Annotated in this window: 24 protein-coding genes; 16 read left to right on the top strand and 8 right to left on the bottom strand. The window is 58.6% G+C overall.

Annotated elements, in window-relative coordinates:
* Positions 1-126: 126 nt before the first annotated feature.
* The 4 genes from serA to DXY31_RS15605 all read left to right on the top strand — a co-directional run bounded on the left by serA (position 127) and on the right by DXY31_RS15605 (position 3,537).
* Complete coding sequence (gene serA, locus DXY31_RS15620; RefSeq protein WP_114994623.1) at positions 127-1,713, top strand: phosphoglycerate dehydrogenase; 1,587 nt, start codon at positions 127-129, stop codon at positions 1,711-1,713.
* On the top strand, positions 1,713-2,597 hold the full coding sequence (gene prmA / locus DXY31_RS15615; protein ID WP_114994622.1) for a 50S ribosomal protein L11 methyltransferase: 885 nt from the start codon (positions 1,713-1,715) through the stop codon (positions 2,595-2,597). The genes serA and prmA overlap by 1 nt, the downstream gene beginning before the upstream one ends.
* A 150-nt stretch (positions 2,598-2,747) precedes the next feature.
* Positions 2,748-3,047, top strand: a complete 300-nt coding sequence (locus DXY31_RS15610; protein WP_066911287.1) for a ferredoxin — start codon at positions 2,748-2,750, stop codon at positions 3,045-3,047.
* A gap of 103 nt (positions 3,048-3,150) precedes the next feature.
* A complete protein-coding gene (locus tag DXY31_RS15605; RefSeq protein WP_114994752.1) occupies positions 3,151-3,537 on the top strand; it encodes a hypothetical protein in 387 nt (128 codons plus the stop codon).
* Positions 3,538-3,603: 66 nt separating this feature from the next.
* Here DXY31_RS15605 and psbV read toward each other — a convergent pair whose 3' ends face one another.
* Positions 3,604-4,116 carry a photosystem II cytochrome c-550 gene (gene psbV, locus DXY31_RS15600; RefSeq protein WP_244279865.1) on the bottom strand — a complete coding sequence of 171 codons (513 nt, stop codon included), beginning with the start codon at positions 4,114-4,116 and terminating at the stop codon, positions 3,604-3,606.
* 87 nt (positions 4,117-4,203) lie between these two features.
* On the bottom strand, positions 4,204-5,175 hold the full coding sequence (gene rnz / locus DXY31_RS15595; RefSeq protein WP_114994620.1) for a ribonuclease Z: 972 nt from the start codon (positions 5,173-5,175) through the stop codon (positions 4,204-4,206).
* 136 nt (positions 5,176-5,311) lie between these two features.
* Between rnz and DXY31_RS15590 the strand changes: the two genes are divergently transcribed.
* From DXY31_RS15590 to DXY31_RS15580, 3 genes are read left to right on the top strand one after another with little or no spacing between them, the layout of a single operon-like run.
* Entirely contained in the window at positions 5,312-6,679 is a 1,368-nt protein-coding gene (locus tag DXY31_RS15590; RefSeq protein ID WP_114994751.1) for a SpoIID/LytB domain-containing protein, read from the top strand.
* A gap of 17 nt (positions 6,680-6,696) precedes the next feature.
* The gene (locus tag DXY31_RS15585; protein WP_256359642.1) at positions 6,697-7,485 is read left to right on the top strand and encodes a glucosamine-6-phosphate deaminase; all 789 of its coding nucleotides are present in this window, start codon (positions 6,697-6,699) and stop codon (positions 7,483-7,485) included.
* The gene (locus DXY31_RS15580) at positions 7,482-11,186 is read left to right on the top strand and encodes a hydantoinase B/oxoprolinase family protein (protein WP_114994619.1); all 3,705 of its coding nucleotides are present in this window, start codon (positions 7,482-7,484) and stop codon (positions 11,184-11,186) included. The genes DXY31_RS15585 and DXY31_RS15580 overlap by 4 nt, the downstream gene beginning before the upstream one ends.
* On the opposite strand, the gene DXY31_RS15575 is transcribed toward DXY31_RS15580, so the two are convergent.
* Together DXY31_RS15575 and truB are read right to left on the bottom strand one after the other, a co-directional pair.
* Entirely contained in the window at positions 11,164-11,907 is a 744-nt protein-coding gene (locus tag DXY31_RS15575) for a YebC/PmpR family DNA-binding transcriptional regulator (RefSeq protein WP_114994618.1), read from the bottom strand. The two genes, DXY31_RS15580 and DXY31_RS15575, sit on opposite strands and share 23 nt — an antisense overlap.
* Positions 11,908-11,958: 51 nt before the next feature.
* Complete coding sequence (gene truB, locus DXY31_RS15570; protein ID WP_114994617.1) at positions 11,959-12,849, bottom strand: tRNA pseudouridine(55) synthase TruB; 891 nt, start codon at positions 12,847-12,849, stop codon at positions 11,959-11,961.
* Positions 12,850-12,942: 93 nt separating this feature from the next.
* Between truB and DXY31_RS15565 the strand changes: the two genes are divergently transcribed.
* Positions 12,943-13,704, top strand: coding sequence for a bifunctional 2-polyprenyl-6-hydroxyphenol methylase/3-demethylubiquinol 3-O-methyltransferase UbiG (locus tag DXY31_RS15565; RefSeq protein WP_114994616.1), 762 nt, complete (start codon positions 12,943-12,945; stop codon positions 13,702-13,704).
* Positions 13,705-13,716: 12 nt separating this feature from the next.
* Positions 13,717-14,178, top strand: a complete 462-nt coding sequence (locus DXY31_RS15560; RefSeq protein WP_114994615.1) for a DUF2127 domain-containing protein — start codon at positions 13,717-13,719, stop codon at positions 14,176-14,178.
* Between the two features lie 20 nt (positions 14,179-14,198).
* Here the strand turns inward: DXY31_RS15560 and rpmA are convergent, their stop codons facing one another.
* A complete protein-coding gene (gene rpmA / locus DXY31_RS15555; RefSeq protein ID WP_114994614.1) occupies positions 14,199-14,465 on the bottom strand; it encodes a 50S ribosomal protein L27 in 267 nt (88 codons plus the stop codon).
* 51 nt (positions 14,466-14,516) lie between these two features.
* Positions 14,517-14,891 carry a 50S ribosomal protein L21 gene (gene rplU, locus DXY31_RS15550; protein WP_114994749.1) on the bottom strand — a complete coding sequence of 125 codons (375 nt, stop codon included), beginning with the start codon at positions 14,889-14,891 and terminating at the stop codon, positions 14,517-14,519.
* Positions 14,892-15,018: 127 nt separating this feature from the next.
* Between rplU and DXY31_RS15545 the strand changes: the two genes are divergently transcribed.
* From DXY31_RS15545 to kaiC, 3 genes are all read left to right on the top strand, one after another.
* Positions 15,019-15,909, top strand: coding sequence for a circadian clock protein KaiA (locus DXY31_RS15545; RefSeq protein ID WP_114994613.1), 891 nt, complete (start codon positions 15,019-15,021; stop codon positions 15,907-15,909).
* Positions 15,906-16,265, top strand: a complete 360-nt coding sequence (gene kaiB, locus DXY31_RS15540) for a circadian clock protein KaiB (protein WP_114994612.1) — start codon at positions 15,906-15,908, stop codon at positions 16,263-16,265. Before DXY31_RS15545 ends, kaiB begins: the two co-directional genes overlap by 4 nt.
* Positions 16,266-16,331: 66 nt before the next feature.
* Positions 16,332-17,870 (top strand): circadian clock protein KaiC, encoded by a 1,539-nt coding sequence (gene kaiC / locus DXY31_RS15535; RefSeq protein ID WP_114994611.1) that lies wholly within the window; start codon positions 16,332-16,334, stop codon positions 17,868-17,870.
* On the opposite strand, the gene DXY31_RS15530 is transcribed toward kaiC, so the two are convergent.
* The gene (locus DXY31_RS15530) at positions 17,871-19,964 is read right to left on the bottom strand and encodes an ATP-binding protein (RefSeq protein ID WP_114994748.1); all 2,094 of its coding nucleotides are present in this window, start codon (positions 19,962-19,964) and stop codon (positions 17,871-17,873) included.
* 24 nt (positions 19,965-19,988) lie between these two features.
* Positions 19,989-21,305 (bottom strand): phosphoribosylamine--glycine ligase, encoded by a 1,317-nt coding sequence (gene purD / locus DXY31_RS15525; protein WP_114994747.1) that lies wholly within the window; start codon positions 21,303-21,305, stop codon positions 19,989-19,991.
* Positions 21,306-21,406: 101 nt separating this feature from the next.
* On the opposite strand from purD, the gene DXY31_RS15520 reads away from it, so the two are divergent.
* The 4 genes from DXY31_RS15520 to lpxC are packed head-to-tail and all read left to right on the top strand — an operon-like array spanning position 21,407 to position 26,384.
* The gene (locus DXY31_RS15520; RefSeq protein ID WP_114994610.1) at positions 21,407-22,402 is read left to right on the top strand and encodes a hypothetical protein; all 996 of its coding nucleotides are present in this window, start codon (positions 21,407-21,409) and stop codon (positions 22,400-22,402) included.
* On the top strand, positions 22,399-23,151 hold the full coding sequence (gene purC / locus DXY31_RS15515; RefSeq protein ID WP_114994609.1) for a phosphoribosylaminoimidazolesuccinocarboxamide synthase: 753 nt from the start codon (positions 22,399-22,401) through the stop codon (positions 23,149-23,151). Before DXY31_RS15520 ends, purC begins: the two co-directional genes overlap by 4 nt.
* Before the next feature lie 45 nt (positions 23,152-23,196).
* Positions 23,197-25,530, top strand: coding sequence for a BamA/TamA family outer membrane protein (locus DXY31_RS15510; RefSeq protein ID WP_114994608.1), 2,334 nt, complete (start codon positions 23,197-23,199; stop codon positions 25,528-25,530).
* Positions 25,530-26,384 carry a UDP-3-O-acyl-N-acetylglucosamine deacetylase gene (gene lpxC / locus DXY31_RS15505; RefSeq protein ID WP_114994607.1) on the top strand — a complete coding sequence of 285 codons (855 nt, stop codon included), beginning with the start codon at positions 25,530-25,532 and terminating at the stop codon, positions 26,382-26,384. The genes DXY31_RS15510 and lpxC overlap by 1 nt, the downstream gene beginning before the upstream one ends.

Below are 26,384 nucleotides of genomic sequence, written 5' to 3'. Positions count from 1 at the left end.
GCCATTCTCCATGGAAGCCCAATAATTCAGCGGGAATCTTGAGTTCGGAGGAGGTCAATCTCCCTACTCAAAAGTGATGTTCGGACCGATCTCTAAACTTCTATATGGCTTTCTGACCGCCGCTGGATGACCAAAGTTCTTGTTTCAGACCCCATTGATCAGGCTGGGATTGACATCCTTGGGCAGGTGGCCCAGGTGGACCAGCGGACAGGCCTGTCTCAAGACGAGCTCAAGTCAATTATCGGTGACTATGACGCCCTAATGATCCGCTCTGGCACTCAGGTCACCTCAGATGTGATCGAGGCTGCGGATCGTCTGCGCATCATCGGTCGGGCCGGAGTGGGGGTCGACAACGTTGACGTTCCTGCGGCTACCCAGAGAGGTGTGTTGGTTGTGAATTCACCCGAGGGCAACACGATCGCTGCTGCAGAGCATGCGCTGACCTTGTTGTTGTCACTGTCTCGCCATGTGCCTCAGGCGCATGCGTCGATGCGAGCCGGTGCCTGGGATCGCAAGAAATATGTGGGTAATGAGCTCTACAAAAAAGTGCTCGGGGTTGTGGGACTGGGCAAGATCGGCTCACACGTGGCCAAGGTTGCCAAAGCGATGGGCATGGAGGTGATCGCGTTCGATCCCTTTATCTCGGTGGACCGGGCTCAGCAGATGCAGGTCCGACTGACGACCCTGGAGGATCTATTCCGTCAGGCCGATTACATCACGCTGCACATTCCCAGAACGCCCGATACCGAGAATCTCGTGAACGCCGAGCTTCTCCGTTCGATGAAATCGACGGCCAGGATTGTGAACTGCGCTCGGGGGGGCATCGTTGATGAGGCTGCAATCGCCGAAGCCATCGACAATGGAGTGATTGCCGGGGCTGGTCTGGATGTGTTCGCGTCTGAACCTCTGGAACAGGACTCTCCACTGCGTGCAGTCCAGCGTGGGCTTGTTTTGACGCCGCACCTTGGAGCCTCAACCGAAGAAGCCCAGGAAAATGTGGCCACCGATGTGGCTGAGCAAATCCGCGATGTTTTGCTTGGACTCCCTGCTCGCAGTGCCGTCAATATTCCAGGTCTCAGCGCAGAGATCATGGAACGTCTGAAACCCCACCTCCAGCTCGCCGAAACTCTTGGTCTGCTGGTGAGTCAGCTGAGCGGTGGACAGGTTCAGGAACTGGAGGTTCGTCTTCAGGGTGAGTTCGCCAATCACCCCTCTCAGCCTCTTGTTGTGGCAGCGCTCAAGGGACTGCTCACCAGTGCCCTCGGAGAACGCATCAACTATGTCAATGCCTCTCTTGAAGCCAAAGGGCGCGGAATTCATGTACTGGAGGTCAAGGACGACGCCAGCCGTGATTTCGCCGGAGGATCCCTGCAGCTCACCACTCGGGGTGGCCAGGGTGGTCACAGTGTGACGGGTGCGGTGTTCGCAGACGGGGAACTGCGGGTGACGACCATCGACGAATTTCCTGTGAATGTGCCCCCGAGTCGGCACATGCTGTTTACCCGTCATCGGGACATGCCCGGAATCATCGGCCATCTCGGCTCTCTGCTTGGAGAGCACAATGTGAATATCGCCTCGATGCAGGTGGGCCGCAGGATTGTGCGCGGAGATGCCGTGATGGTTCTCAGCATTGATGACCCGATTCCGGCTGCGCTACTAGCCACCATCAACGGCATTAATGGGATTCAGGAAGCCCATCCCGTCACGCTGTGATGTGGTGGCGCTTGTCTCTGCCGGTTCAGCCTGAGCTGGAGGAGTCGCTGCTCTGGAAGCTGAATGTTCTGGGTCTTCACCGGGTTGCTGTTCAGCATGCACCTGAGACACCCGATCAGCGCACCCTTCTGGCCTGGTTGCCGGCCCACGAATGGCCTCAGGGGCAGCGGTCTGAACTGTTTAGCAGCCTCATGCCCCTGGCTGATACTTTCGGCCTCGCTCTTGCTCAGCCGGTTTGGGATGAACTGGCTGATGAAGACTGGAGCCTCAGCTGGAAACAGCATTGGCAGCCAGACCCTGTGGGTGAGAGTCTGCTGATCCTGCCGGCTTGGCTTGATGTGCCTGAAGAGCACGCCCACAGGCTTGTCCTGAAGATGGATCCTGGCAGTGCATTTGGAACCGGGAGTCATCCCACCACCCGTCTGTGCCTCGAAGCACTCGAGCAAGAGCCCCCCTCTGGATTGAGGGTCGCGGATCTAGGTTGCGGTAGCGGAGTGCTTGGGCTTGCGGCACTCGCGCTTGGGGCTCGCCAGGTGCTGTCCGTCGACACCGATTCCTTGGCGGTCAGAGCAACGACCGACAACTCTGTTTTAAATGGCCTTCGCGTTGATGAGCTGAGGGTCACTCAGGGGTCGGTGGAGGTGCTGGCGAAGCTGCTTGAGGAGCAGCCTGCAGATCTGCTTCTCTGCAACATCCTGGCTCCGGTGATCGAGGCCCTTGCGCCCCACTTTCAATCTGTGATTTGTCCTGGCGGACGGGGGTTGCTCAGTGGCCTGCTGGTGGAACAGGCACCGAGGCTCACGCAAGTGCTGCAGAGTCTCGGTTGGATGGTCGAGCCGCTGGCTGAGCAAGGTCGATGGGGTTTGCTCGAGATTCGGCGCTAACCTTGATAAGCGAGCCTTATAAATGCTTCCGTTTTGATTGGGCTTACACCGAAACAGTCGTTGAAGCGTGTGCCTTGACGCCTAGGCGATGTAGAAATGATCAGTCCGGCAGGCTCGTTTGTTACGAGCCTCTGCAAATTCACTCCATCCATGGCTTCTTATAAGGTCACCCTGGTCTCAGAAAGCGAGGGTCTCAACAAGACCATTGAGGTCCCCGACGATCAGTACATTCTCGATGCCGCTGAAGAGCAAGGCATTGACCTGCCTTATTCATGTCGTGCGGGTGCTTGCTCCACCTGTGCTGGCAAGATCACATCTGGAACCGTTGACCAGTCCGACCAGAGCTTCCTGGATGATGATCAGATCGAAGCCGGATTCGTGCTGACCTGCGTGGCTTACCCCACCTCCGATTGCACCATCAAGACCCATGCTGAAGAAGAGCTCTACTGAGCTCCGGACACTTGATCCGAAGGTCTAGGCGAATGATCTATTGCCACCTCCCCACGGGGGTGGCTTTTTGCTGTCAGTGTGGTGCCACGTGGCTCTCCTGCCAATGACCGCCGTTCCCGCTGCACCGCTGAGACCTGAAGTGGAACGGTTGTTAGACCATGGATCGGTTCACACCAGCCCTGGAGGCCAGTACAGCTTTCGAGTGATCGGACCCTGCTGTCGCCTCTACGACCGCGAAGAACTCCCCTGGCCCTGTTGTCGGCTGGCTTGGCGCAGTAAGGAGCCAAGTTGGCGACGTGTCGGTCGTCGATTTGTCGCTGATCTCGGGTCGCGTCGTTGCCCGTCCTATTCGGTTGAATTACTTCAACCTGGATCTAGGCCAACGATCACAGTGCTCACGTTGTTCCCCATGCGCTTCACGGCTGAGATGCAGGAGTGGTGGTACAGCCGTCGGCCTAGATCACTCGATCCGAGCAATCTTGAACCCTGATCCCTGAACGAATAGGCGATTTGATCGTTGGATCGATCCGGCGTTCACTAGATCGATCCAAATGGATCAGAAATAAATTTTGCCGCCGCCCCATTCTTGGCCGAGAACCTTCGGAGCCACGAGGATGTAGGCCGACATCAGTTGCAGGTCTTCATCGGTGAGATCTCGCATTGCCGGATACAGATCACGGCTGCGCATGCTGGGGTGAAGATCAGCAATGCTGTACTCACCGTCATAGGAGGTGGGATCCTGCAGGTAGTCCACCAGGGCGGCGATGTTGTCGCGCGAGGGTGTGGCCAGAGCCAGGGTTTCCGGATCGAGGCCAACGTTCTGATTGGTCTTGGTAATGCCGCCGGCATGGCATGTGCCGCAACTGGTGTTGAACACTTTGCGTCCCGCCTTGACCTGCTGTTCACTGAAGGTCACCGCGGTGCCTTCAGGGTCGGAAGGCACTGTCAGCGTCTCGGCATCCCACTGGGCGGCGTGAACGGGGGAGCTGATCCACAACACAGCCAGCACCGGCAGGACGATCAGCAGTCGACTCAGCGACTTTCGCAGGTTTGAGAGAAGAGGAACCATGAAGGATGCCAGGGACTGATGGATACAGCGCACCAAGCTCTTGTATCACGCTGAAGTATCAAAGTGACGCTGTCCAGGCTCCACCAATCACGAACTGTTGCAGCATCCAGTCCGTGATGAAGTCGTCACGTCGAGGCAAAGGAAGTCCTTCGCTAGGAGTGTGTTCGGAAAAATCGCTCTGGCTTCCGCAAGCAGATCGTCTGCTGTCACAGCGTTTCCAGGGGCATAACGGGGACTGAGATGGGTGAGGACAAGTTGTCCAACACCCGCTTCAGCTGCTGTCTGGGCAGCCATCGTGCTGGTGGAGTGCTGACGCTGAAAGGCCATGTCGGCCTCGGCGTGGGAAAAAGTGGATTCGTGAATGAGCAGGTCTGCACCCTTCGCCAAGGTCACGGCTGCTTCGCAGAACACTGTGTCGGTGCAGTACACCAAACTCGCTCCGGCTCGTTCCGGCCCGCTGAGGGTTTTGCCGTCAATGCGTCGTCCATCCTCAAGGGTGACGGTTTCGCCCCGCTTAAGGGAGGCATAGACAGGTCCAGGGGGGATCGCCATCTCCCGAGCTTTATTGATGTCAAAGCGACCAGGCTTCGGCTTTTCCTCAACGCGATAGGCATAGGCAGGAACACGATGGTGCAGTGGTGTGGCGCGCACGCTGAGATCTGCGTCTTCAAAAACGATGCGATCGTTTTCAGCGGCACTGCGGACTTGGTGCACGTTGAGGGGATAGCCGATCCTGGTTGAGCTGGTTCGCAGCACCCCCTCTAGATAGTTTTCGAGCGGATCGGGGCCATACAGATCCACACCACTACTGCTGCCGCTCAAGCCGAGGCTGGCCAGCAGGCCTGGAAGCCCGAAAACGTGGTCACCATGCATGTGCGTGATAAAAATTCTGCGCAGCTGGGACAACCTCAACTCACTGCGCAGAAACTGATGCTGGGTTCCTTCTCCACAATCGAACAGCCACAGTTCCGAACGCTGAGCCAGTCGCACGGCCACCGCTGAAACGTTGCGGGCTCGGGTTGGGACTCCCGAACTGGTGCCGAGAAAGGTGACCTGCACGGCATGGTGGGCTCAATGGTCAATCTGCCATGAAGCCCTGGCTGCAGTCCGCAGAGCGGGGCACACTGAGCAACCATTGGCCTGCTGAGTGGTTCTGCACATCTCCATCGGTCGGGCTGCAGCTGGAGCAGCTCTGATGCTGCCAGTGGCCGTGATTGCTCTGGCCGCTGAATCCAGATCTGCGGTCACCGCCCAGGAGCCGCAGATGCGTGTTTTGGTGGCTGAAGGCTCGGAGTTGATCCTCCGCGCCGATGGCGATCAGCCCCTGCTCGTGCGAGGCATCGCCAGCACTGAACGCCGCCTGCTGCGTCTGCAGGTTCGTTTGCGGGGGGGGCGCCTGACGCTCGCCGATGGCAGCGCAGATGGTCTCGCCTCGCTTCGGATCAGCACGACTGACCCCCGTGGTATCTGGCTCGGTCGCCGCCGCTATCGCGGCGATCTGCTGCTGGTTGTCCGTAGCGGCAGGATCCAGGTGATTAACCAACTGGGTATTGAGACTTACCTTCCCAGTGTTGTTGGCAGTGAAATGCCTGCAAAGTGGCCGCTGGCAGCCTTGCAGGCCCAGGCCGTCGCTGCCCGGACCTATGCCCTTCGCCAACGGGGACGCAAGCCCGATTTCGATGTGAAGGCCACGGTGAGCAGTCAGGTCTACAAGGGAATCGAGTCTGAAACCCCAAGAACCCGGGAAGCGGTTGCCACGACACGCTCGCTGGTTCTGGTGCATGGCGGCCGTTTGATCAATGCTGTTTTTCACAGCAGTTCTGGGGGATCCACCGAGCCCAGCGGAGAGGTCTGGCAAAACCAGCTGCCGTATCTCGTGAGCGTTCAAGATCATGACCAGCACAGTCCTGTGCATCGCTGGAACCAGCGCTTCGAGGCAGGCGATCTGCGTCGCCGCTTTGAAGAGACCGGTGGAGTGGAGCGGTTGAGTGTTCTCCGCACCAGCTCCACCGGCAGGGTGCGCTCAGCGCGCATTCAAGGCCCGCTTGGATCCCTCGTACTCACAGGTCGTCAGCTGCGTCAGCGCCTGGGCTTGAAGAGCACGATGGTGAGTTTTTCTTTGCTGCAGGGAGATTTCGAAGATGCTGGCGAGTCCATTCATCCCGCCGATCATGGGTCGGAATCACCGCCGCAGCTGATCGGACTCTGGCGAGATTCCGCCAGCGGTACCAGCGGAGCGGCTGATCCCGCTTCAGCAGCGCCAGTGGTACCAGCGGTTCCCTTGCCCCCTCCTCCGCTGAGCGCGCGCTTGACTTCATCGATTCGTGCTGGAAGTACTCCATTACGTTCCGGCGTCACGATCGTGCTGGAAGCAGTAGGCCAGGGATATGGCCACGGTGTGGGTATGAGCCAGTGGGGAGCACACGGTTTGGCTAGCAAAGGCGCCAGTTTCCGCGAAATTCTCCATCACTACTACCGCGGAGCAACGATCAGGCCGTACCGGCCTGCTGATGATCCATCAGTGGCATTCAGCACCGGTTCGGAGCCAGCCTTGATGGGTTGAATTGCCGCGATTGTTGCGTGCCCCAGTTTCTGTCCAGTGTTGCGGTGCATCGCCGCCCGGATCCGTTCGCGCTGATGGAGGCAATCGTGGATCAAGTGGCTGCCTATCTCGCCAAGGCCGTTGAACGGGAAAGCTTCAAGCCGCTGGGAATGGCCACGGGAAGGACCATGGAACCGTTCTACGAGGCTTTGATACAGCGTCTGACGTCATGGCCGGCGCCGCAGCTTGAACAGTTGAAACGCTGCTGGCTAAGTTTCAACCTCGATGAATACGTGGGCTTGTCGCCCGGAGATAGCCGCAGCTTCGCCGCGTATATGGAGGCCCAACTGGGTTGTCATCTCGAGCTCTCTCCCTGCCAGTTGCAGCTGCCGGATGGAACGGCCAAGGATCCAGGCGTGGAGGCCCGTCGTTATGGATCCGCGCTTCATCAGGCTGGGGGGATCGGTCTTCAGCTGCTGGGTCTAGGAGGTAATGGTCATGTCGGTTTCAACGAGCCGCCGTCACAACCCAACAGTTGCTGCCGGGTTGTGACCTTGCAGCGAGCCACACGGATTCAGAATGCCAGCGCTTTCGGGGGAAGCCCCGATGAGGTGCCTGAGCAGGCCATTACCCTCGGCCTTAACGAGATCCTTGCTGCTGAAGAGATCCATCTGATTGTTACCGGAGCCGCCAAGGCAGAGATTCTGCGGACAGCTTTGCTGGATCCCTGCAGTGACGAAGTTCCTGCCAGCTGGCTGCAGCGCCATTCAAGAGTGCATGTCTGGGTGGATGATGCGGCCTGTGCTCACCTGCCGCTGTTGTCTTGACCAGCTGGCAGTTCTGGATTGACCGTGGAGGCACGTTCACTGATCTGGTGGCGCGCGATCCATCAGGCCAGCTGTTGGTGCGCAAAGTGCTTTCTGTGCAGCCGGATGTTCCCGGGGACCCTGCTGTTGCTGCCATGCGCGAGTTGATGGGGATCACTCCGGAGCAGCGGAATGATCCTGGATTGATCGAGGAACTGCGGCTTGGTACCACTGTTGCCACCAATGCACTGCTTGAGGGAGTGGGAGAGCCTGTGCTGCTGGTGACCAATCGCGGCCTGGCCGACCTGTTGGTGATCGGTGACCAGCACCGTCATGATCTGTTTGCGCTGGCCATTGCCAAGCCATCGACGTTGCTGGCCGCCGTTGAAGAGGTTCCCGGTCGCCTCGATGCCGATGGACGGGAGTTAGAAGCACTGCTGCTTGAGGACGAGTTCATGCAGAGGCTTAAGCGTCATCACCAGGCCGGCATCCGCTGTTGCGCCATTGCTCTGATGCATGCATGGCGTGATCCCATGCATGAAAAGGGGCTGGCGAAGCTGGTTCGTAGTGCGGGGTTCAGGACGGTGGTTTGTTCCCATGAGGCCAGTCCGCTGCCACGCCTGGTTCCCAGAGGACAAACCACGGTGGTGGAGGCTGCCGTTAGGCCTGTGCTTTCCGCCTACTTGGATCAGGTCCAAGCTGCTTTGGGGCATCAGGCCCGATTGCGGGTGATGACCTCCAGTGGAGCTCTGCAGCACCCAGATTCACTGCTCGCGAAAGACACAATCCTGTCTGGTCCTGCAGGGGGCATGGTCGGAGCGGTTGCCGCAGCTCAACAAGCTGGCCTTGGGACTTCGGCACTGGTGGGTGTGGATATGGGGGGCACGAGCACGGATGTGTTCTGCCTGCCATCGGGCGCTGCCGACCGGGAGTGGGAACGCAATGCTGAAACAGAGATTGCCGGATTTCAGCTCACAGCGTCGCGGCTGCCGATCCATACCGTGGCGGCAGGAGGGGGTTCGATTGTCAGTACTGATGGTGGTCGCCTGACGGTGGGTCCACGCTCGGCGGGAGCTGAACCAGGGCCAGCCTGCTATCGCCGAGGTGGCCCTCTGGCCATCACGGATGCCCATCTGCTGCTGGGCCGCCTGCAGGTTGGTGCCTTTCCGGCGGTGTTCGGACCGAACCGCGATCAGCCTCCTGATCTACAGGCGACCCGGGAGCAGTTTCAGGCGCTTGCATCTCAACTGGGTCAGGCCCCCGAGCAGCTGGCCGAAGGTGCTCTTGACCTTGCTGTCGAGGCGATGGCGGGAGCGATCCGGCATGTCTCTCTCTTCCGTGGCCATGACATTCGTGGAGGAGTGCTGGTTGCCTATGGCGGTGCCGCAGGGCAGCTGGCCTGTCGACTGGCCGAGTCTCTTGGTCTTAGGCAGGTGCTGCTGCATCCTCTGGCTGGGGTGCTTTCGGCCTATGGCCTTGGGCAGGCCCGTCAGCGCCAGCTGCATCAGCGTTCCATCCGCCGCCCACTTGACGCGACATTGCTGACTCAGTTGCCGGCCATGGTCAGGTCTGACCTGAGCACAGCACTCATGGGACTGCAGCAGCTCACGGCTGGTTCCTCGGCAGCACTGGAGCATGAAATCAGGATTGAGCTGCGCGATGCCTCTGCCGAACAAGGGCTGATGCTCTCATTGGCATCTGGTTTTGAAAACCTGGATCAGCATCAGCTTGAAACTTGGTTTGACCAGGCTCATCGGCTTCGGTTCGGCTACGCGCCGGCGCGCATGGCTCCTCTGATCGCCGAACGCCTCGAGGTGGAGGTCCTCGAGGCGATGCCGGTGAGCTCCCTTCAATCCAATGCCGAAGGTCGTGGCGTCGCAGCCCACTCATCGATAGGGATTCAGCGGGCTCGAGTGCATTGGAGAGAGCAGGGCTGGTGTGAGGTGCCTGTGCTGGAGCGCTTGCAGTTGAAGCGCGATCAGCAGCTGTTGGGGCCCGCACTCATCCTGGACCCCACGGCGGGCATCGTTCTGGAGCCAGGCTGGAAGGCCCGGCTGCTGGATGACGACAGTGTGCTGCTCGAGGGGACATCCAGCGCTGCCTTGGCGAGGTCTTTTGCCGAGATGGATGCCAGTGAAGCGAATACCGAGCAGGACAGGGTCCCAGATCCTGTTGATCTCAGCCTCTTCCATCACCGTTTCATGCAAATTGCTGAGCGCATGGGAGAACGGCTGCGTCAGACCAGTCGATCAGTGAACATGAGGGAGCGGCTGGATTTTTCCTGTGCGCTGTTCGATGCGCAGGGGGCGCTCGTGGCCAATGCGCCTCACATCCCTGTGCACCTGGGTTCTATGAGTGATGCTGTTGTGGATCTGCTGGAGCAGATCCAGCGAGGGGCGAGGCCTGCGCTGGCGGCTGGAGACACCGTGATCAGCAACGATCCATTTCACGGTGGCACCCACTTGCCTGATATCACTGCAATCACACCTTGTTTCGTGGAGGGAGATCAGGATCCCTTCGCCTTCGTGGCTTGTCGCGGGCACCACGCCGATGTGGGTGGTCTGACGCCGGGTTCGATGCCGCCTTTCAGCTCCAGCATTGATGAGGAAGGTCTGCTGGTGCGCAACCACTGGCTGACCGCCAGGGGAACGCCGGATCGGCAGGGTTGGAATCAGTGTCTGCAGGGGCTCAGCTCACCCCCCAGAGATCCCGAACTGCTCTGGGCAGATCTTCAGGCCCAGGCAGCGGCCAATCATCTGGGGACTGAACTGTTTGGTCAACTGCTTCAGCTTGAGGGCCGCCAGCGTGTTCGGCGCTATCTGCAGCATGTTCAGGACCATGCTGCGGAAACTGTTCGGCGGCTGATCGGCCGTTTTCAGGACAGGACCTTCGAGGTTGAGCTCGACAACGGTGCAAGGCTCAAGCTGGCTTTAGAGGTCGATCGGAAAGGGCAAAAGGCCCTGCTCAATTTCTCTGGGACAAGTCCCCAGGGCAAGCACAATTTCAACGCTCCACTGGCGGTGACCAAGGCTGCCGTCCTTTATGTGATTCGCTGTCTGGTTGAGGAGCCGATCCCTCTCAATGCCGGTTGTTTCCTGCCGTTGACCTTGATCGTTCCTGAGGGCTCCCTGCTCAACCCAAAGTCGCCTGCTGCAGTGGTCGGCGGCAATGTGGAAACGTCACAGGCTCTCTGCAATCTGCTGTTTGCGTCTTTCGGGGTGATGGCTGCGGCCCAGGGAACGATGAACAACCTCACCTTCGGTGATGGGCGCAGGCAGTATTACGAGACGATCGCCGGTGGCGGAGGAGCAGGCCAGGGCTTCGCTGGATCAAGCGGTGTGCAGACACACATGACTAACTCCAGGCTCACGGACCCAGAGATTCTCGAGCAGCGATTTCCAGTGAGGCTCGAACGTTTCGGCTTCCGTCGAGGTAGTGGCGGAGTCGGTCGTTGGCCAGGAGGAGATGGTTTGGTGAGGGAGTTCCTCTTTCTGGAACCAATGACTGCAGCGCTCTTATCTGGTTCTAGGAATGTTGCCCCTTTCGGCCTGGCAGGTGGAGAACCGGGCGAAACGGGAACGGCGCTGCTGACCAGGGGCGATGGAACGGTGCAGGAGTTGGACGGTTGCGTACAGCTTCAGGTCAATGCTGGGGATCGACTGCTGATCGGCACTCCTGGAGGTGGTGGCTTTGAGCCACCTACACGGGCAGGTCATCCCTGAGCTCGAGGTTCGCGCTGACACTGCAGATGTCGTCGAGTTCCTCTAGGGCCTCCAGCAACTTCAGGCACTTTTGGGTGCTCTCTTCGTTGTTCGGTCTCACCTGGGTGAGAGGGTGCCAGCAGTGGGCCCATTCCGAGACCCCCCAGCCTTGATCACGTAGTCCGTTCTGCAGGGATTCGAGCGCTTCAAAGGGACCATGTACCAGAGCTTCCTCGGCGCTTCTGAGCTCATAACCATCGGCCTCCAGGTTGAGCAGGCATTCCAGCAGTGCCTCCTCATTGATTGCTTGGTTCTGGAGGCTCACTTCACTGCGGTGCTGGAAGAGATAGCTCACGCATCCGCTTTCACCGAGGTTGCCGCCGTGTTTGCTGAAGGCCAGACGCACCGCGGCTGCGGTGCGGTTGCGGTTGTCGCTCAGTGCCTCCACCAGCACAGCTACTCCTCCGGGGCCATAACCCTCGTAGCGGATCGATTCAAGCTGTTCCGTGTCACCAGCCTTGCCGGAGCCTTTCGCGATGGCTCTTTCGATGTTGCTTGCTGGTACTCCAGCGGCCTTGGCCTTAACGATCGCTGTGCGCAGCTGAAAATTGCCATCGGGGTCACTGCCCTGGCGTGCCGCCACGGTGATTTCGCGTCCGATCCTGGTGAACACAGCCCCTCGCTTGGCATCCACTACCGCCTTGGAGCGTTTGATCTGGGACCATTTGCTGTGGCCTGCCATCGGATGCTTCGGCGTCCGTTTGCTTTAAAGCAAATTACTGAGCTCGCAGCATCAGCCCCGAGCTTCAAACACCACCTTCGGTTTCACACCATCCTCTGCATCGGGCACACCGAGTCCGAGCATGCGCCCTCCTTCACTGAGAACGATCACAGCATCAGCTGCGCAGCTGATGCCGGGGGTGATCCTGCGCCCACAGCTCCAGTCCACTTGTTCGCTAGCACTGAGCAGACGCTTCGGCAGATGAGGCAAGGCCAGCTCGGGTCGAAGCAAGGTCATTTCGCCTTGACCAACCTCGTCCAGAGCGTCAGGCAGAGGCACTGCTTGGTGCTCATGGAAGCCGAGGGCCTGGGTCCGCCTGAGGCTGCCCAGACAACCTCCGCATCCGAGTGCTATTCCCAGATCTCTGGCCAGCGAACGGATGTAAGTGCCTGCTGAGCAGTGCACTTCCACGCTCAACTGGGCTTGCGCAGCATCCCACCCCAGCAGGCGCAGTTGGTGAATGGTCACAGGCCGTGCTGGAAGCTCCATTACTTCACCGCGACGGGCCCTGGCATGAGCACGCTCACCATCCACATGCACCGCTGAGACCTGAGGGGGCTGTTGGGTAATCGCGCCGCGGAACCGACTCAGTGCCTGATCCAGTTTTGCTGAGCTCAGATTTGGGACTAATTGTCTGGATAGTTCCTCGCCCTGCAGGTCGTCGGTGTTGGTGGTAAGCCCCAGCTGGATGACGCCTCGATAGGTCTTCTCACCAGGCAAGTAGGGCAACAGTCTTGTCGCCTGTCCCACTGCGATCGGCAGGACGCCTGTCACCGCGGGATCCAGCGTTCCGCCATGACCAACCCTGCGGATGCCTAGCAGTCGCCTGATGCGAGCGACGCAAGCGTGGGAGGTGATCCCCGCTGGCTTGTCGATCACGGCGAAGCCGATGGACGCAGTCAAGTTGCAAGTTATGTCTAGCTATCGACTGTGGCACCTTGTCTTTGACACCAGTGGGCTCGCACGTAGGTTTGCCCGATCGTGTCCTGATGGTCCATGCAGCCACTCAATGCTTCCGCTGGTGTGGACATCCAGGAGTTTCTCGACAGCGGCTTCTCAGTGAAGGAGCATCTGGCGTCTTACCTATCGCTCTCAGCAGCGGAAGTCGCCGAGCGACTGCCCCAGAGCACGGAGGATCTGGCGGCGATGCATCCGGGAGCTTTCGATCCTGAGCGAGCTGCTGATTTCTACGAGGACACCGTTGGCACAGGCCACCTGTTCGAATTGGCAGCCTGGCATCTCAGCAGTGCCGACTACATCGCGGACACCCTGCGGCTGCAGAAGCAATTTGCTCATGGTGACGTGCTCGATTTCGGAGGTGGTATCGGAACGCATGCTTTGGCAGCAGCGGGTCTGGAGAGCGTTCGGCATGTCTGGTTTGTGGATCTCAACCCTCAGAACCGTGCATTTGTGCAGGATCGTGCTGTCCGTCTGGGACTCGAGGACCGTGTGAGTGTCCACCGAGATCTCGACAGCCTTCCCGGTCGACGTTTCGACACGGTCGTCTGTCTGGATGTGCTTGAGCATCTTCCTGATCCCTCGGGGCAGCTGATGGAGTTTCACCAACGCCTCACTCCCGGCGGTCGGGCTCTACTCAACTGGTATTTCTTTAAGGGGCATGACGGTGAGTACCCCTTTCACTTCGATGACCCGCGGCTGGTGGAAAACTTTTTTCGCTGTCTGCAGAGCCGCTTTTTGGAGTTGTTTCATCCACTGCTGATCACAACCAGGGTCTACCGTCCAATTGAGGACAGCTGAGCTAAACGATCAATGGCCCAGATCTCAGGACAGGGTCGCTGGCTGATTCGTCTGATTGTGGTCAAGAAGCTTTTGCTGGCAGGAGTTCTACTCGCGATCAGCCTGGCCGCTGTGTTTGGGGATGTTCACTATGCCGAGCTGTCGGATTTCGCTGAAACCTGGGGGAAGGCGGACCGTCAATTTCTTTCTTCGTTAGCCGTGAAGGGAACTCTGCTGGGCCCTACACGTCTGATGCGTCTGGCTTTTGTTTCGGGGCTCTATGCCGCATTAATCCTTGTGGCGGCTTGGGCTACTTGGGTTGGTCGCCGCTGGGGCGAGTGGTTGCTTGTCGGGGTCCTCGGCCTTGCTCTGCCTCTGGAGCTCGCTGATGCTCTGCATGAACAAAGCCCCAGAACATGGGTTGTTCTGGGGCTTACGGTTATTGGCCTTGTATTGACGACCCGTCTGGCGCTGAGTTCCGAGAGGCGTTCTTGATACTCAAGATGTCGTGCTGGTCAAACAGCAGCGGTGATGTTGATGCGCTTGCGATTACGCAGTCCGCGTTTGATGGTTTCGAATTTCACCACGCCATCGGTCAGTGCAAAGAGGGTGTCGTCCTTGCCGTGACCAACATTGACTCCAGGCAGCACTGAGGTGCCACGCTGGCGGATCAGGATGGAGCCAGCGGTGACGGATTCTCCGCCATAAGCCTTAACGCCGAGACGCTTTGAATTGGAATCGCGGCCGTTACGTGTTGAGCCTGTGCCTTTCTTATGAGCCATGGAAAAGGACGGTAGAGGAGTGAAATGTTGGTTGAGAATTGGTCCGGATGATCAGCTGATGGCTTTGCCACCCACGGAAATCGACTGAACCATGACTCTGGTTAATTCCTGACGATGACCATTCTTGCGACGGGTCTTCTTTTTGGGTCGCATTTTGTAAACGATCACCTTGGGGCCGCGGCGGTGCGCCATCACCTTCAGCTCAACACTGGCGTCCTTCACGTAGGGCTTGCCAAGTGTTGTGCCCTTGGAATCCTTCACGAGTAGGACGTTGTCGAGGGTGACCGTCGCGTCGACTTCAGCATTGAGTCGGTCTAGATCGTAGTAACGATTGGCCTGCAGCCAGAACTGCTGACCGGATGCCTCGACGATCGCGTAGGTGCCCGTTTCTTGAGCTGCAGAGGTTGTTGAACTGGTTTCGGCCATGTGCTGGAGGACGCGGTCAGGCTCGGACAAGCCGATTTGGCCTGAGCCGCAATCGAAAGACAAACAAAGATCCTCGGTCTTCTTAGTCCCTTTCGTCAAGATTCAGCTCAGGATCCTGTCGCGGTGGATGGCTCGTCCAGCACTTACGATCGCTTTGCTGCTCAAGACCAGAGATCTCGTAGAGATCTGCTGCCAATGGCTGCCGGTGAATCGCTATTCACCTGTTGATCTCGGTGCTGTCGAGTCCGGTCAGGGTGTTGTTGAACTGCTCTCTCGCCAGCGTGAAGCGGTGGATGCTGTCGTGATTGAGCAGTGCCTGCTGGATGACAAGACCCGTGCAGCTCTTGGCAGCGAGGGGTTGTTGTTCCCTGCTGTGGTGGTAGGTGAGTTGATGGGGCGGGTGGATTACCACCCTGAAGAGGTCCATCTGCCTGGAGATCAGCTCGAGCAGCTGGGTTACAACATTGATGCCTCCATCTCACGCTTCCTGCGCCAGGGGCAGAAGGATGCCAGGCCCGAAGACGGCGCTGAACAGAACGCCATGCCTGCCATGGATGGCAGTGCATGGAAGCTTTCTAGCCGCCTGCAGGAGCGACTCGGGTATCTGGGCGTTTTCTACAAGCGAGATCCCTCTCGCTTTCTCGCCAACCTGCCTCCTGATGAGCAGCGGGACCTTGTGCAGTCACTTCAGCGCACCTATCGCGATCTATTGATCAGTTACTTCAGGGATCCGGCTGCGGCCAACCAGGCACTGGAGAGTTTCGTGAACACAGCTTTCTTTGGGGATCTGCCGATCACTCGAGCTGTGGAGATCCACATGAATCTCATTGACGACTTCTGGAAGCAGCTCAGACTTGAAGGGCATAAAAACGATTTTCTGCAGGACTATCGCCTCGCTCTGCTCGATGTCATGGCTCACCTCTGCGAGATGTATCGACGTTCGATACCTCCTGAGGTCTCCCTGACACCCGCGGCCGGGGAACGTCGCGTTCTCACCGATCCGGAGGTGGCCCCATGAGCCCACGCAAGACTTACATCCTCAAGCTCTACGTGGCCGGCAACACGCCGAACTCCATGAGGGCGCTCAAGACTCTGCGCAACATCCTCGAGACGGAGTTCAAAGGCGTCTATGCCCTGAAAGTGATCGACGTGCTCAAAAATCCTCAGCTGGCAGAGGAGGACAAGATCCTTGCCACACCAACTCTGTCCAAGATCCTCCCCCCTCCGGTGCGTCGGATTATCGGTGATCTGTCCGACCGTGAGCGGGTACTGATTGGTCTGGACCTTCTCTACGACGAACTCACCGACAACAACCTCACCTCATCGTTGATGGGTGCGTTGGAAGAGGTGGAGACAGCCGAATCAGATTCTTAAGCCGGCCCGTGCACCAGCAGGTGATGACTCGTTTTTTCCTTACCTTGCAGCCATAAGAGCGTCGTTATGCAGATCTCCAGCTCCAGTGGTTCTCCACAGATGCAGGTTCAGAAGCTTCCGACAGGGATCGAGGGTTTTGATGACGTGTGTCAGGGCGGCCTTCCCATTGGTCGCAGCACGCTGATCAGCGGCACTTCCGGAACCGGCAAAACTGTTTTCTCTCTGCACTTTCTGCACAACGGCGTCGCCCACTTCGACGAACCGGGGATCTTTGTCACCTTCGAAGAGTCGCCGCTCGACATCCTCCGCAATGCCGCCAGCTTTGGTTGGAATCTGCAGGAGATGGTCGAACAGGACAAGCTGTTCATCCTTGACGCTTCTCCCGATCCCGATGGTCAAGATGTGGCCGGAAGTTTCGATCTGTCCGGCCTGATCGAGCGGATTAACTACGCCATTCGCAAATACAAGGCGAAACGCGTGGCGATCGATTCGATCACCGCAGTGTTTCAGCAACACGACGCTGTGTTCGTTGTCCGTCGCGAGATCTTCCGTTTGATTGCTCGTCTCAAGGAAATTGGCGTCACCACCGTGATGACCACGGAGCGCATTGACGAATATGGCCCGATTGCTCGCTACGGGGTTGAAGAGTTCGTCTCCGACAACGTGGTGATTCTGCGCAATGTGCTCGAAGGAGAACGCCGGCGGCGCACCGTGGAGATCCTAAAGCTGCGCGGTACCACGCACATGAAGGGAGAGTTCCCGTTCACGATGGGTGCGCATGGGATCAGCATCTTTCCGCTTGGTGCCATGCAACTCACGCAGCGCTCCTCCAACGTGCGGATCAGTTCGGGCGTTCCCAGGCTCGATGAGATGTGCGGCGGCGGTTTCTTCAAAGACTCGATCATTCTCGCCACCGGAGCCACGGGTACCGGCAAGACCCTGCTGGTCTCGAATTTCATCGAGGATGCTTGTCGCAACAAAGAACGCGCCATCCTGTTCGCTTATGAGGAGTCGCGTGCCCAGCTGCTCCGCAACGGCACCAGCTGGGGCATTGATTTCGAACAGATGGAGCAGGACGGTCTACTCAAGATCATCTGCGCTTATCCGGAATCGACGGGTCTCGAGGATCACCTGCAGATCATCAAGACGGAGATCAGTCAGTTCAAGCCCTCACGGATGGCGATTGACTCCCTATCCGCTCTTGCCCGCGGAGTGAGCCATAACGCCTTCCGTCAATTCGTGATCGGTGTGACCGGCTATGCCAAACAGGAAGAAATCGCTGGCTTCTTCACGAACACCTCAGAAGAGTTCATGGGCAGCCATTCGATCACTGACTCCCATATCTCCACCATCACCGACACGATTTTGCTGTTGCAGTACGTGGAGATCCGTGGAGAAATGGCCCGTGCCGTCAACGTGTTCAAGATGCGTGGCTCCTGGCATGACAAGGGCATCCGTGAGTTCGTGATCACCGGCAACGGTCCGCAGATCAAGGATTCCTTCTCCAACTTTGAGCGGATCATTTCTGGGGTGCCGAATCGGGTCAGCAGTGATGAGCGCAGTGAGCTCTCGCGCATTGCACGCGGCGTAGCCCCTGACGCTTGATCAGCTCTCCGTAGTTGGCGTCAGAGCCAGGCGTTCATCTTCACTCTGACGCTCAGCTCTCCACCTCAATTCTTCGGGATCTTCCTGTGCCAGCGGGAGCTCAAACCAGAACGTCGTGCCCACGTCTGGCTCGCTTGCCATTGAGATCATGCTGCCGTGTTTTTCGAGGATGCCTCGCACGATCGAGAGGCCAAGCCCTGTCCCGACCTCGGTGTGAACAGCATTCTCAACCCGGTAAAAGCGCTCAAAAATGCGTTGCTGGCTTTCCTCACTGATGCCGTAGCCGGTGTCACACACCTCCACCCGGATCTTCGGCAATGGGGAACTCAGGATGCAGGTGGGTCCATCGATACTGTCGCTGTCCGTTTCCGACGGTGCCATCTGGCAGCTGTCGGGCCAGGTGTAGGCCCTGATCATCAGACGGCCGCCGCTGCGGCTGAACTTCAGAGCATTGCCGACCAGATTGTCCAGCACCTGCAGGATCAGGTCCCAATTGCCCAAAACGTCGGGAAGGTCGCGGTCGGCTTCGAGGCTCAGTTCAACCTGCTTGTCGCTGGCGTTCAGCTGGTAGCTGCGCAGGGTCTGCTCCAGGCCAGGGCGCAGATCAACTGCAGAGAACTGAACGACTCGATTGGATTCCAGTCTCGAAAGATCGAGAACGTCATTCACCAGGCGGGTGAGGCGATCTGTCTCCGAATTGGCAACACCCAGAAATTCTTGTCGATCCTCCTCGCTGAGCTGGTCTCCCATGTCGTGGAGAGTTTCCACGTAACTCTTGATGTTGAACAAGGGTGTGCGCAGTTCATGGGAGACATTGCTGATGAAACGGCTCTGAGCTGCATTCAGCTCCACTTCCCGCGTGAGGTCCTGGATGGTGACGGCGATCCCCTTGAGGGTGTCGCCGCTTGGCTCGCGAACGGCCTGGATCACGAAACGCAGGGTCCTCGGTGGATCACCGACACTGCTGCGGAGTTCATTGGTGTCCGTTTGCTTCGAGAAAACAGCATCGAGCGGCTCATGCAGTTCAACGGACAGCAGTTCCGGCAGCTCGTTGAGAAAGTCTTGGCCTTCCAGATTGCGACCTTCCCAGCGGAACAGGCGTCGCGCCGTTGGGTTGACGAGCACGATGCGGCCATCACCGTCGAGCAGAACAGCACCGTCGGCCATGGTCGCGATCAGCGACGCCTGCTTGACCTGGGCTGCCTGGAGTTCTTCGATGTTGGCTGCGTCATAGTCCTGCAGCTGTGAAGCCATGGCGTTGAAGCCATCCAACAGTTCTCCCAATTCGCCACCCATCGGCAGGCCGATGCGAGCGCGGAAGTCACCATCGCCAATGGATCGGACGCCTCTTAGCAACTCCTTGACCGGTCGTGTGATGGTCAATGCGTTGAAAACAGCTCCCAGAATCACCAGAACCCAGATTGAAATGAACACCGCCACCGTGACTTCACGGGTGAGTGCTGCACTGGCGAGGGCGGTTTCGTTGGGGTTTACACCCAGAGCCAACACGCCCAGGTAGTTGTTGTTCTCCACCAGCGGCACGAACACATCTGTGACCTGACCCTGGGGAGTCATGTGCTGGCGGACCAGCGGATTCTGGGTGCGACTGCGAAGTTCATCAGGCAGTTCCAGCCGCCGGCTCAGGCGCAGATCTGCATTGCTGGCATCATCACTGCCGCTTACGGGAATGCCCAGATAGACAATGCCGTCAGGATCGGCAAAAAAGATATAGCGGAGACTTCTGCTTGAGCGCCAGAAGGTTTCAGTGACATTGGCGAGTTCGCGATCACGACCTTCCGCCACTAATTCGCTGACATTGCCCGCCAGCAGCAGGCCTAGATCCCTCGCATAGCGGGTGTCATTCATCGCCGTATCGCGCTGAATGCCATTCAGAGCGAAGAAGGTAATGCCCGTCATCATGAGGCTCACCACAAGAGTGGCCACGGCCAGCAGTTTGGTCTGAAGGCTGAATTCGGCCCACCAGGAGCGTGCTTGGGGCCATAAACCCCTTGCGGTTGTGTCCTCAGCTCCGGCGCTTGGAGTTGCCCATTCCGCAGGGGCCTCGTTTTGAGCCGTGGCTGGATCGCTGGCCATTCCGCCGGAGCACATCTACCAAGACTAGGTCCGGCGTACCTGATGGCCGATGTCGCGGCGGAATTGCATCCCGTTGAACCGCACTAATTCGAGGCCTGCGTAAGCGCTGGCGAAGGCCTGATCAAAGTCCGCCGCCTGGGCGACCTGGGTTAGCACTCGTCCGCCAGCAGTCTTCACCGTGCCATCGTCCTGACGATGCGTGCCGGCATGAAACAGTTGCCGCTGCCTGTTGGGATCTGTCTGCAGCTGGATCAGATCCCCTTTGCGTGGAGTCTCGGGATAGCCCTCAGCAGCAGCGACAACACAAGCGCTGCATGTCCGGGCAATCGAGAGTTTGGGTGCCAGATCCAGGCATCCGAGGGCGCAGGCCTGCAGAACCTTTGCGAATTCTGGACCCATCAAGGGCATCAGGGTCTGGCATTCAGGATCGCCGAATCGACAGTTGAATTCGATTACCTGCGGACCCTCCTGGGTCAGCATGAGCCCGGCATAGATCACCCCCCTGTATTGGATTCCCTGATCTCTTAGAGCTTGCAGAGTGGGTTCGAGCACGAGCTGCTGCACCCGCTCGAGTCCGGCTTCATCGAGCAACGGAGCGGGCGCATAGGCGCCCATGCCCCCGGTGTTTGGTCCCCGGTCGCCCTCGAGCAGCCGCTTGTGGTCTTGGGCTGGCGGTAACAGCACCATGCGCTCGCCATCGCACAAGCCGAAAACGGACACCTCAGGACCTTGAAGGCGTTCCTCTAGAACCAGCCGTTCGCCTGCGGAACCGAAGCGTCCGGCAAACGCGTCACGGATCGCCGTTGCGGTTTGTTCGAGAGTTTCGGCGACGGTGACTCCCTTGCCGGCTGCCAAGCCATCGGCTTTCACCACCAGTGGCCGTTGCAGCTGTTGCAGCAGTTCCAGCCCTTCACTGGCGCTTGCGACAGTCCAGTGCCCCGCGGTGGGAATCCCAGCTTCCCGCATCAAAGCCTTGGCCCACGCCTTGCTCGCCTCAAGCTGGGCTCCGTCGGCGCTAGGGCCAAACACGACCAGTCCTGCATCCCGCAAACGGTCGGCTACTCCAGCGGCGAGGGGGGCTTCTGGTCCGATCACAACCAGATCGATCGTTTGCTCCTGGCAGGCTTTAACCAGGCCCTCGGCATCTTGTTCCCCAACCCTCAGCGACTTGCAGTCGTCGAGGTCGACGGTTCCTCCGTTTCCAGGAGTCACCCAAACAGCCTCCACTCCTGGGCAGCGGCGTAAGGCCCAGGCCAGAGCCTGTTCACGGCCGCCACCGCCCACCACGAGCAGATGACGGAGCGGTGGGAGCTGCTGAGGACGGGAGCTGGAATGGGCCATGGAGGCAAGCGTTTCGGGCATAGGCCCTTAGGTTTGAGCGTCGCTCCGCTGTTGTTGATGGCGGAGAGATCGTTCCATCTTTGTTGAACGCCTTCCGGCCCATGGGTTTGCTTCCCCTGCCTCTGACACTTCTCTTGGCGGTGGTGCCAGGCACTGAAGCGCCAGGCTCCTCGATGTCGCTCCAATCCGCTGGTCCAATGCCTCAGGAGGTCTTTGAGACCGTTCTGATCGAAGGAGGTATCCCTGAGCTGCAGTTGGCTTGCGAGGAGTCGGCCAGCTTCGGAGTCAATGAACGTCTCCAGCTGCTGCGTGAACGGCTGATGCTGGTGGCTCCTGCACCGCAGCGTTTTGATGTGGTGATGGCCAATGCCAGGGCTCTGATGTCCTGCAAGGCGCCCGACAGCGCACAATTGGTCCTGAGTCGCTATGGCCCCGGTCCCGGTCGTCGAAGGCGGCAATGGTTGCTGTTGTCTTGGCAGGCTGCCAGTGCGGCCCTGGATCAGGAGCGCATTGTTCTAGCTCTGCTGCGTCTGGCGGAAGGAGACCTCACCAGGCTCGATGCTGAGCAGCTTGTCGTGGGTCTGGATGAGGAAGGACTGCCCTTAACTCGCTCAGCTCTTGACCTTCTGGCAGAAGCGCAGATCGCTTCAGGGCAGTCCGAGCAGGCTTTGATCACCTTGCTTGCGGGGCGAACGCCAGGGGTGATTGCAGCACGTCGTCTTGGTCTCGCGGCAGAGCTGTTGGATGTGATGGAGTCCGAACGCAGCGCCTCTCTGATCGAGGCGGCTCTGGATCAGGCCGCTGCGGAACAGGCCTGGAACCAGGCGGAGGACTTGCTGCGACTGCAGCTGCGCCTGGAGCTTGCCAGCGGCGGCAGCGGTGAGCGTCCCCGCGAACGCCTGCGGCGACTGGCAACCAGGTTGGATGATCGCTTCACACTGCTTGATCTCGACCAGGATCTGCCAGGAGTGTCGCTTGATCAACAACAGCAGCTTCAGCAGGAACTGCGCTCGCCAAGGGCACCGGGTGGCCATGCCTCGCTGGGAGAATCACAAGCACCTGCAGCCGGCGCGACCGGCGTCATCGAGCAGCCATGACCATTTCACACGGCGACCTTCTCTATGAGGGCAAAGCCAAGCGCATTTATGCCGGCTCAAGTGACCAGCAAGTGCTGGTGGAGTTCAAGAACGACGCCACTGCATTCAACGCCCAGAAGAAGGCTCAGCTGGATGACAAGGGGCGTCTCAACTGCCGGATTTCAGCTTGTTTGTTCGAGTTGCTTGAGCGAGAGGGAATCCCCACCCACTACTGCGGAATCGCTGAAGAAACCTGGATGCTGGTCCAGCGCGTTGAGGTGATTCCGGTTGAGGTGGTGTTGCGCAACATCGCCACCGGCTCGCTCTGTCGAGAGACGCCGATTGTCGAGGGCACAGCGCTTGAGCCGGCTCTGCTTGACCTGTATTACAAAGATGATGGTCTGGGTGATCCCTTGCTCACGGATGCACGCCTGGAACTTCTGGGCTTCGTTTCCAGCGAGCTACGGGGGCGGATCGAGTTATTGGCAAGGAACGTGAATTCCGTGCTGATTCCTTTTTTCAAGAGTGTCGACCTGCAGCTGGTTGATTTCAAGCTGGAGCTTGGACTGAATGCCACCGGTGAGCTGCTTGTGGCTGATGAGATCAGTCCAGACACCTGTCGACTTTGGGATCTGTCGTGTATGGATGCGGAGAAGCGCATTCTCGACAAGGATCGCTTCCGGAAGGACTTGGGCGGGGTGATCGAGGCCTACGGGGAGGTCTGCAAACGGGTACAAGGGGCCTGCCCGACACCCCGCAACTGCAGTTAAGTTCACCGACGTTTGTGGCCGGCATGGCCGACTTCCGTCTCCCCAATGGTCGCTTTCTCCTCCAGCCGAACCAAGAACGCCGTTCGGCGAGGTGCCGTGGGATTTGCCCTCGCCCTTCCATTGATCAGCGGCCTTCCGGGTCAAGCCCAGGCGGAGCCTGACGGGTCTGAGGTTGAAGCTGTTCAGGCTGAAGAGATACAGGTGGATGTTGAGGCAGAGGATGTCGAAACAGAAGGTGTTGAAGCAGAAGGTGTCGAGGCAGAGGGTGTTGAGGCTGAGCTGACTGAGGAGCAGATTGACGTTGAGCAAATTGAGGTCACCCCTGCCCCTGCCGCAACTCCCGTCGCTGAGCCGATTGAAGAGGGGCCACAACAGCCCAGGGTGTTGATCACCGAGGTGATCATTGAGGGCATCGATGGTCATCCAGAGCAGGAACGTCTTGAGTTCGCTGCCTATGACGCGATGCGTGTACGCCCTGGTAGCAGGGTGACGAGAGAGGAATTGAAGCTTGACCTTGATGCGATCTACGCCACGGGATGGTTCTCGGACGTGCGCATTGAGCCGATCAACGGTCCGTTGGGAGTGCAACTGGCGGTGCAGGTCGTTCCCAACCCAGTGATGACTCAGGTTGTTCTGGAGCCTGAGGACAACAAGATTGAGCCTCAGGTGATTGAGGACACTTTCAGTTCCGATTACGGCCGCACGCTCAACCTCAATGAGTTGCAGCTGCGCATGAAGGAGCTGCAGAAGTGGTACGCCGATCAGGGTTATTCACTGGCCCGCGTCAGTGGACCCACCAGGGTGAGTCCTGACGGCGTCGTGCAGCTGAAGGTGCTGATCGGCACGGTGGCCGGTGTCGAGGTGAAATTTATTAATAAGGAAGGTGAGGACACCAATGAGAAAGGAGAGCCGATCAAGGGCAAGACCAAGCCTTGGGTGGTGAGCAGGGAGATCTCCATCAAGCCAGGAGAACCCTTCAACCGTACCCAGCTTGAGAGCGATATCCGTCGTTTGTATGGCACATCGCTGTTCAGTGATGTGAAGGTGACTTTGCAGCCTGTGACTGGCGAGCCAGGTTTTATCACCATCGTTCTGGGCATCGTCGAGCAGTCCACAGGCTCGCTTTCAGGTGGCCTCGGATACAGCCAGAGCCAGGGCGTCTTTGGTCAGCTCCAGCTTTCCGACAGCAATTTGTTTGGGCGTGCCTGGGACCTGGCACTGAACTTCACCTATGGCCAGTTCGGTGGTCTTGCGAACCTCACGTTCTCTGATCCTTGGATCAAAGGAGATAACCATCGCACCTCCTTCCGTACCTCCCTGTTTCTCAGCCGGGAAGTTCCTCAGGTCTTCCAAAGTCAGAACGATGGAGATATCGTTGCTCTTAATGATTATCAGGATAACGACTCATCAAAGACCTACTCAATCGACTCCAGGAATAACCCTGCGGGAAGCAAATTTGATAATGTCGATGAGGCTAGCGATGAGTTTTCTGATACCAGCTGGTTTGATTTTGAGGGTGACTCAATCGCGTTGGAGCGTATCGGCGGCAATGTGATTTTTGCGCGTCCACTCAACGGTGGTGATCCTTTCAAGAAGGTGCCCTGGCAGGTATTGGCTGGACTCAATATTCAGGCTGTCCGTCCCATTAACTATGCCGGTGATACAAGGCCCTACGGCATTGCAAGCAGAAGAATCAAAAACGATCGTGTCGACAAGGATGAGGTGATTTGTACTGCCTTCAATTGTGCCGATCAGAACACGCTCGCCAGTATTCGGATTGCCACCACCTACAGCACCCTGAACGATGGTCGAAATCCGACCTCAGGCAACTTCTTCAGTTTCGGAACGGAACAATATCTCTCTGTCGGAGAGAACTCCCCGACCTTCAATCGCATCCGCACCAGCTACACCCATTTTATTCCTGTTAAGTGGCTGAAGTTTGCCAAGGGCTGTCGCCCTAAGGAGGGTGAGCCGGAGAATTGTCCTCAGGCCCTGGCCTTTCAGATCAAGGCTGGAACCGTCATCGGTCAGTTGCCACCCTATGAAGCCTTCTGTCTGGGTGGATCTAACTCAGTTCGTGGCTGGTTCGACTGTGATCTGGCTGTTGGACGCAGTTTTGGCGAAGCAACCATCGAATACCGCTTCCCCATTTTCAGCATCTTTCAAGGCGAAGTGTTTATCGATGCAGGTACCGATTTTGGATCCCAGGCCAATGTGCCCGGCAAACCTGGTGAGTTGCTCGACAAACCAGGTTCGGGCGTCTCTCCAGGTGTTGGTGTGATCGTCACCACGCCCGTGGGACCTCTGCGTCTGGAAGTGGCCAGTCAAAACTTCACCGGGGAGTACCGCTTCAATTTGGGCGTTGGCTGGAAGTTCTGATGGTCCTGTGGCCTCATGATTACGACGGAGCCTGGACCCTGGAGGGTCCGGCCCGCCGCAGCGGCATCGGGCTGCACAGCGGTGAAGAGGTCTCTGTCACCCTGCAGCCTTCGACCAAGCCGGGCGTCTGGGTGAGCTGGCCGAAAAGCGGCGATGACCCGCTCAGGCTGGAGCCTTCCCAGGTGCGTGACAGCCCTCTGTGCACCACCCTGGAGCTGGGTGACCGAAAGCTCGCCACGGTGGAACACTTGCTGGCTGCTATAGCCGGGTGCGGTCTCACCCACGTACATCTGCAAATTGAGGGTAGGGAGATTCCCCTTTTGGATGGCTCCTCCCAGGGCTGGGTGGAAGCCATCGCCGAAGCAGGTCTTGCCCCTGCATCAACACCCGCTCCGGCTCGGCCGCAACTGCAGCAACCGATCGCCCTGCACCGCGGCAGCAGTGTGATCACCGCCACGCCAGCCGAGGAGTTCATGTTGGTGGGGGTGATTGATTTCCCCCAGCCGGCCATCGGTCGACAGCAATGTGCCTTAGCGCTTACACCAGAGAGCTTCGTAGCGGAGATCGCTCCGGCTCGCACCTTTGGCTTCCGTGAGCAGGTGGATCAACTGCGTGCTGCGGGGTTGATTCAGGGTGGTGCCCTCGACAATGCGCTGGTCTGTGATGGCGACCACTGGTTGAATCCTCCCCTGCGCTATCCCGATGAACCGGTGCGCCATAAGCTTCTTGACCTGATCGGTGATCTGGCGCTTGTGGGTTTTCCGCGGGCGCAGGTGCTGGTCTACCGCGGCTCCCATGGTCTGCACACCGACCTGGCAGCGGTCCTGGCCGATCGACCCAATGCTCAGCCCTGA

It is taken from the genome of Synechococcus sp. UW179A (assembly GCF_900473965.1).
Taxonomy (GTDB): Bacteria; Cyanobacteriota; Cyanobacteriia; order PCC-6307; family Cyanobiaceae; genus Synechococcus_C.
This window is presented reverse-complemented; position numbering and strand designations above follow the sequence as displayed.

What these genes read in the sequence shown, in the direction of transcription:
- serA (WP_114994623.1), top strand. Translation starts at nt 127, where the DNA reads ATGACCAAAGTTCTTGTTTCAGACCCCATTGATCAGGCTGGGATTGAC.
- prmA (WP_114994622.1), top strand. Translation starts at nt 1,713, where the DNA reads ATGTGGTGGCGCTTGTCTCTGCCGGTTCAGCCTGAGCTGGAGGAGTCG.
- DXY31_RS15610 (WP_066911287.1), top strand. Translation starts at nt 2,748, where the DNA reads ATGGCTTCTTATAAGGTCACCCTGGTCTCAGAAAGCGAGGGTCTCAAC.
- DXY31_RS15605 (WP_114994752.1), top strand. Translation starts at nt 3,151, where the DNA reads ATGACCGCCGTTCCCGCTGCACCGCTGAGACCTGAAGTGGAACGGTTG.
- psbV (WP_244279865.1), bottom strand. Translation starts at nt 4,116, where the DNA reads ATGGTTCCTCTTCTCTCAAACCTGCGAAAGTCGCTGAGTCGACTGCTG.
- DXY31_RS15590 (WP_114994751.1), top strand. Translation starts at nt 5,312, where the DNA reads ATGCTGCCAGTGGCCGTGATTGCTCTGGCCGCTGAATCCAGATCTGCG.
- DXY31_RS15575 (WP_114994618.1), bottom strand. Translation starts at nt 11,907, where the DNA reads ATGGCAGGCCACAGCAAATGGTCCCAGATCAAACGCTCCAAGGCGGTA.
- DXY31_RS15565 (WP_114994616.1), top strand. Translation starts at nt 12,943, where the DNA reads ATGCAGCCACTCAATGCTTCCGCTGGTGTGGACATCCAGGAGTTTCTC.
- DXY31_RS15560 (WP_114994615.1), top strand. Translation starts at nt 13,717, where the DNA reads ATGGCCCAGATCTCAGGACAGGGTCGCTGGCTGATTCGTCTGATTGTG.
- rpmA (WP_114994614.1), bottom strand. Translation starts at nt 14,465, where the DNA reads ATGGCTCATAAGAAAGGCACAGGCTCAACACGTAACGGCCGCGATTCC.
- rplU (WP_114994749.1), bottom strand. Translation starts at nt 14,891, where the DNA reads ATGGCCGAAACCAGTTCAACAACCTCTGCAGCTCAAGAAACGGGCACC.
- DXY31_RS15545 (WP_114994613.1), top strand. Translation starts at nt 15,019, where the DNA reads ATGGCTCGTCCAGCACTTACGATCGCTTTGCTGCTCAAGACCAGAGAT.
- kaiB (WP_114994612.1), top strand. Translation starts at nt 15,906, where the DNA reads ATGAGCCCACGCAAGACTTACATCCTCAAGCTCTACGTGGCCGGCAAC.
- kaiC (WP_114994611.1), top strand. Translation starts at nt 16,332, where the DNA reads ATGCAGATCTCCAGCTCCAGTGGTTCTCCACAGATGCAGGTTCAGAAG.
- DXY31_RS15530 (WP_114994748.1), bottom strand. Translation starts at nt 19,964, where the DNA reads ATGGCCAGCGATCCAGCCACGGCTCAAAACGAGGCCCCTGCGGAATGG.
- purD (WP_114994747.1), bottom strand. Translation starts at nt 21,305, where the DNA reads ATGGCCCATTCCAGCTCCCGTCCTCAGCAGCTCCCACCGCTCCGTCAT.
- DXY31_RS15520 (WP_114994610.1), top strand. Translation starts at nt 21,407, where the DNA reads ATGGGTTTGCTTCCCCTGCCTCTGACACTTCTCTTGGCGGTGGTGCCA.
- purC (WP_114994609.1), top strand. Translation starts at nt 22,399, where the DNA reads ATGACCATTTCACACGGCGACCTTCTCTATGAGGGCAAAGCCAAGCGC.
- DXY31_RS15510 (WP_114994608.1), top strand. Translation starts at nt 23,197, where the DNA reads ATGGTCGCTTTCTCCTCCAGCCGAACCAAGAACGCCGTTCGGCGAGGT.
- lpxC (WP_114994607.1), top strand. Translation starts at nt 25,530, where the DNA reads ATGGTCCTGTGGCCTCATGATTACGACGGAGCCTGGACCCTGGAGGGT.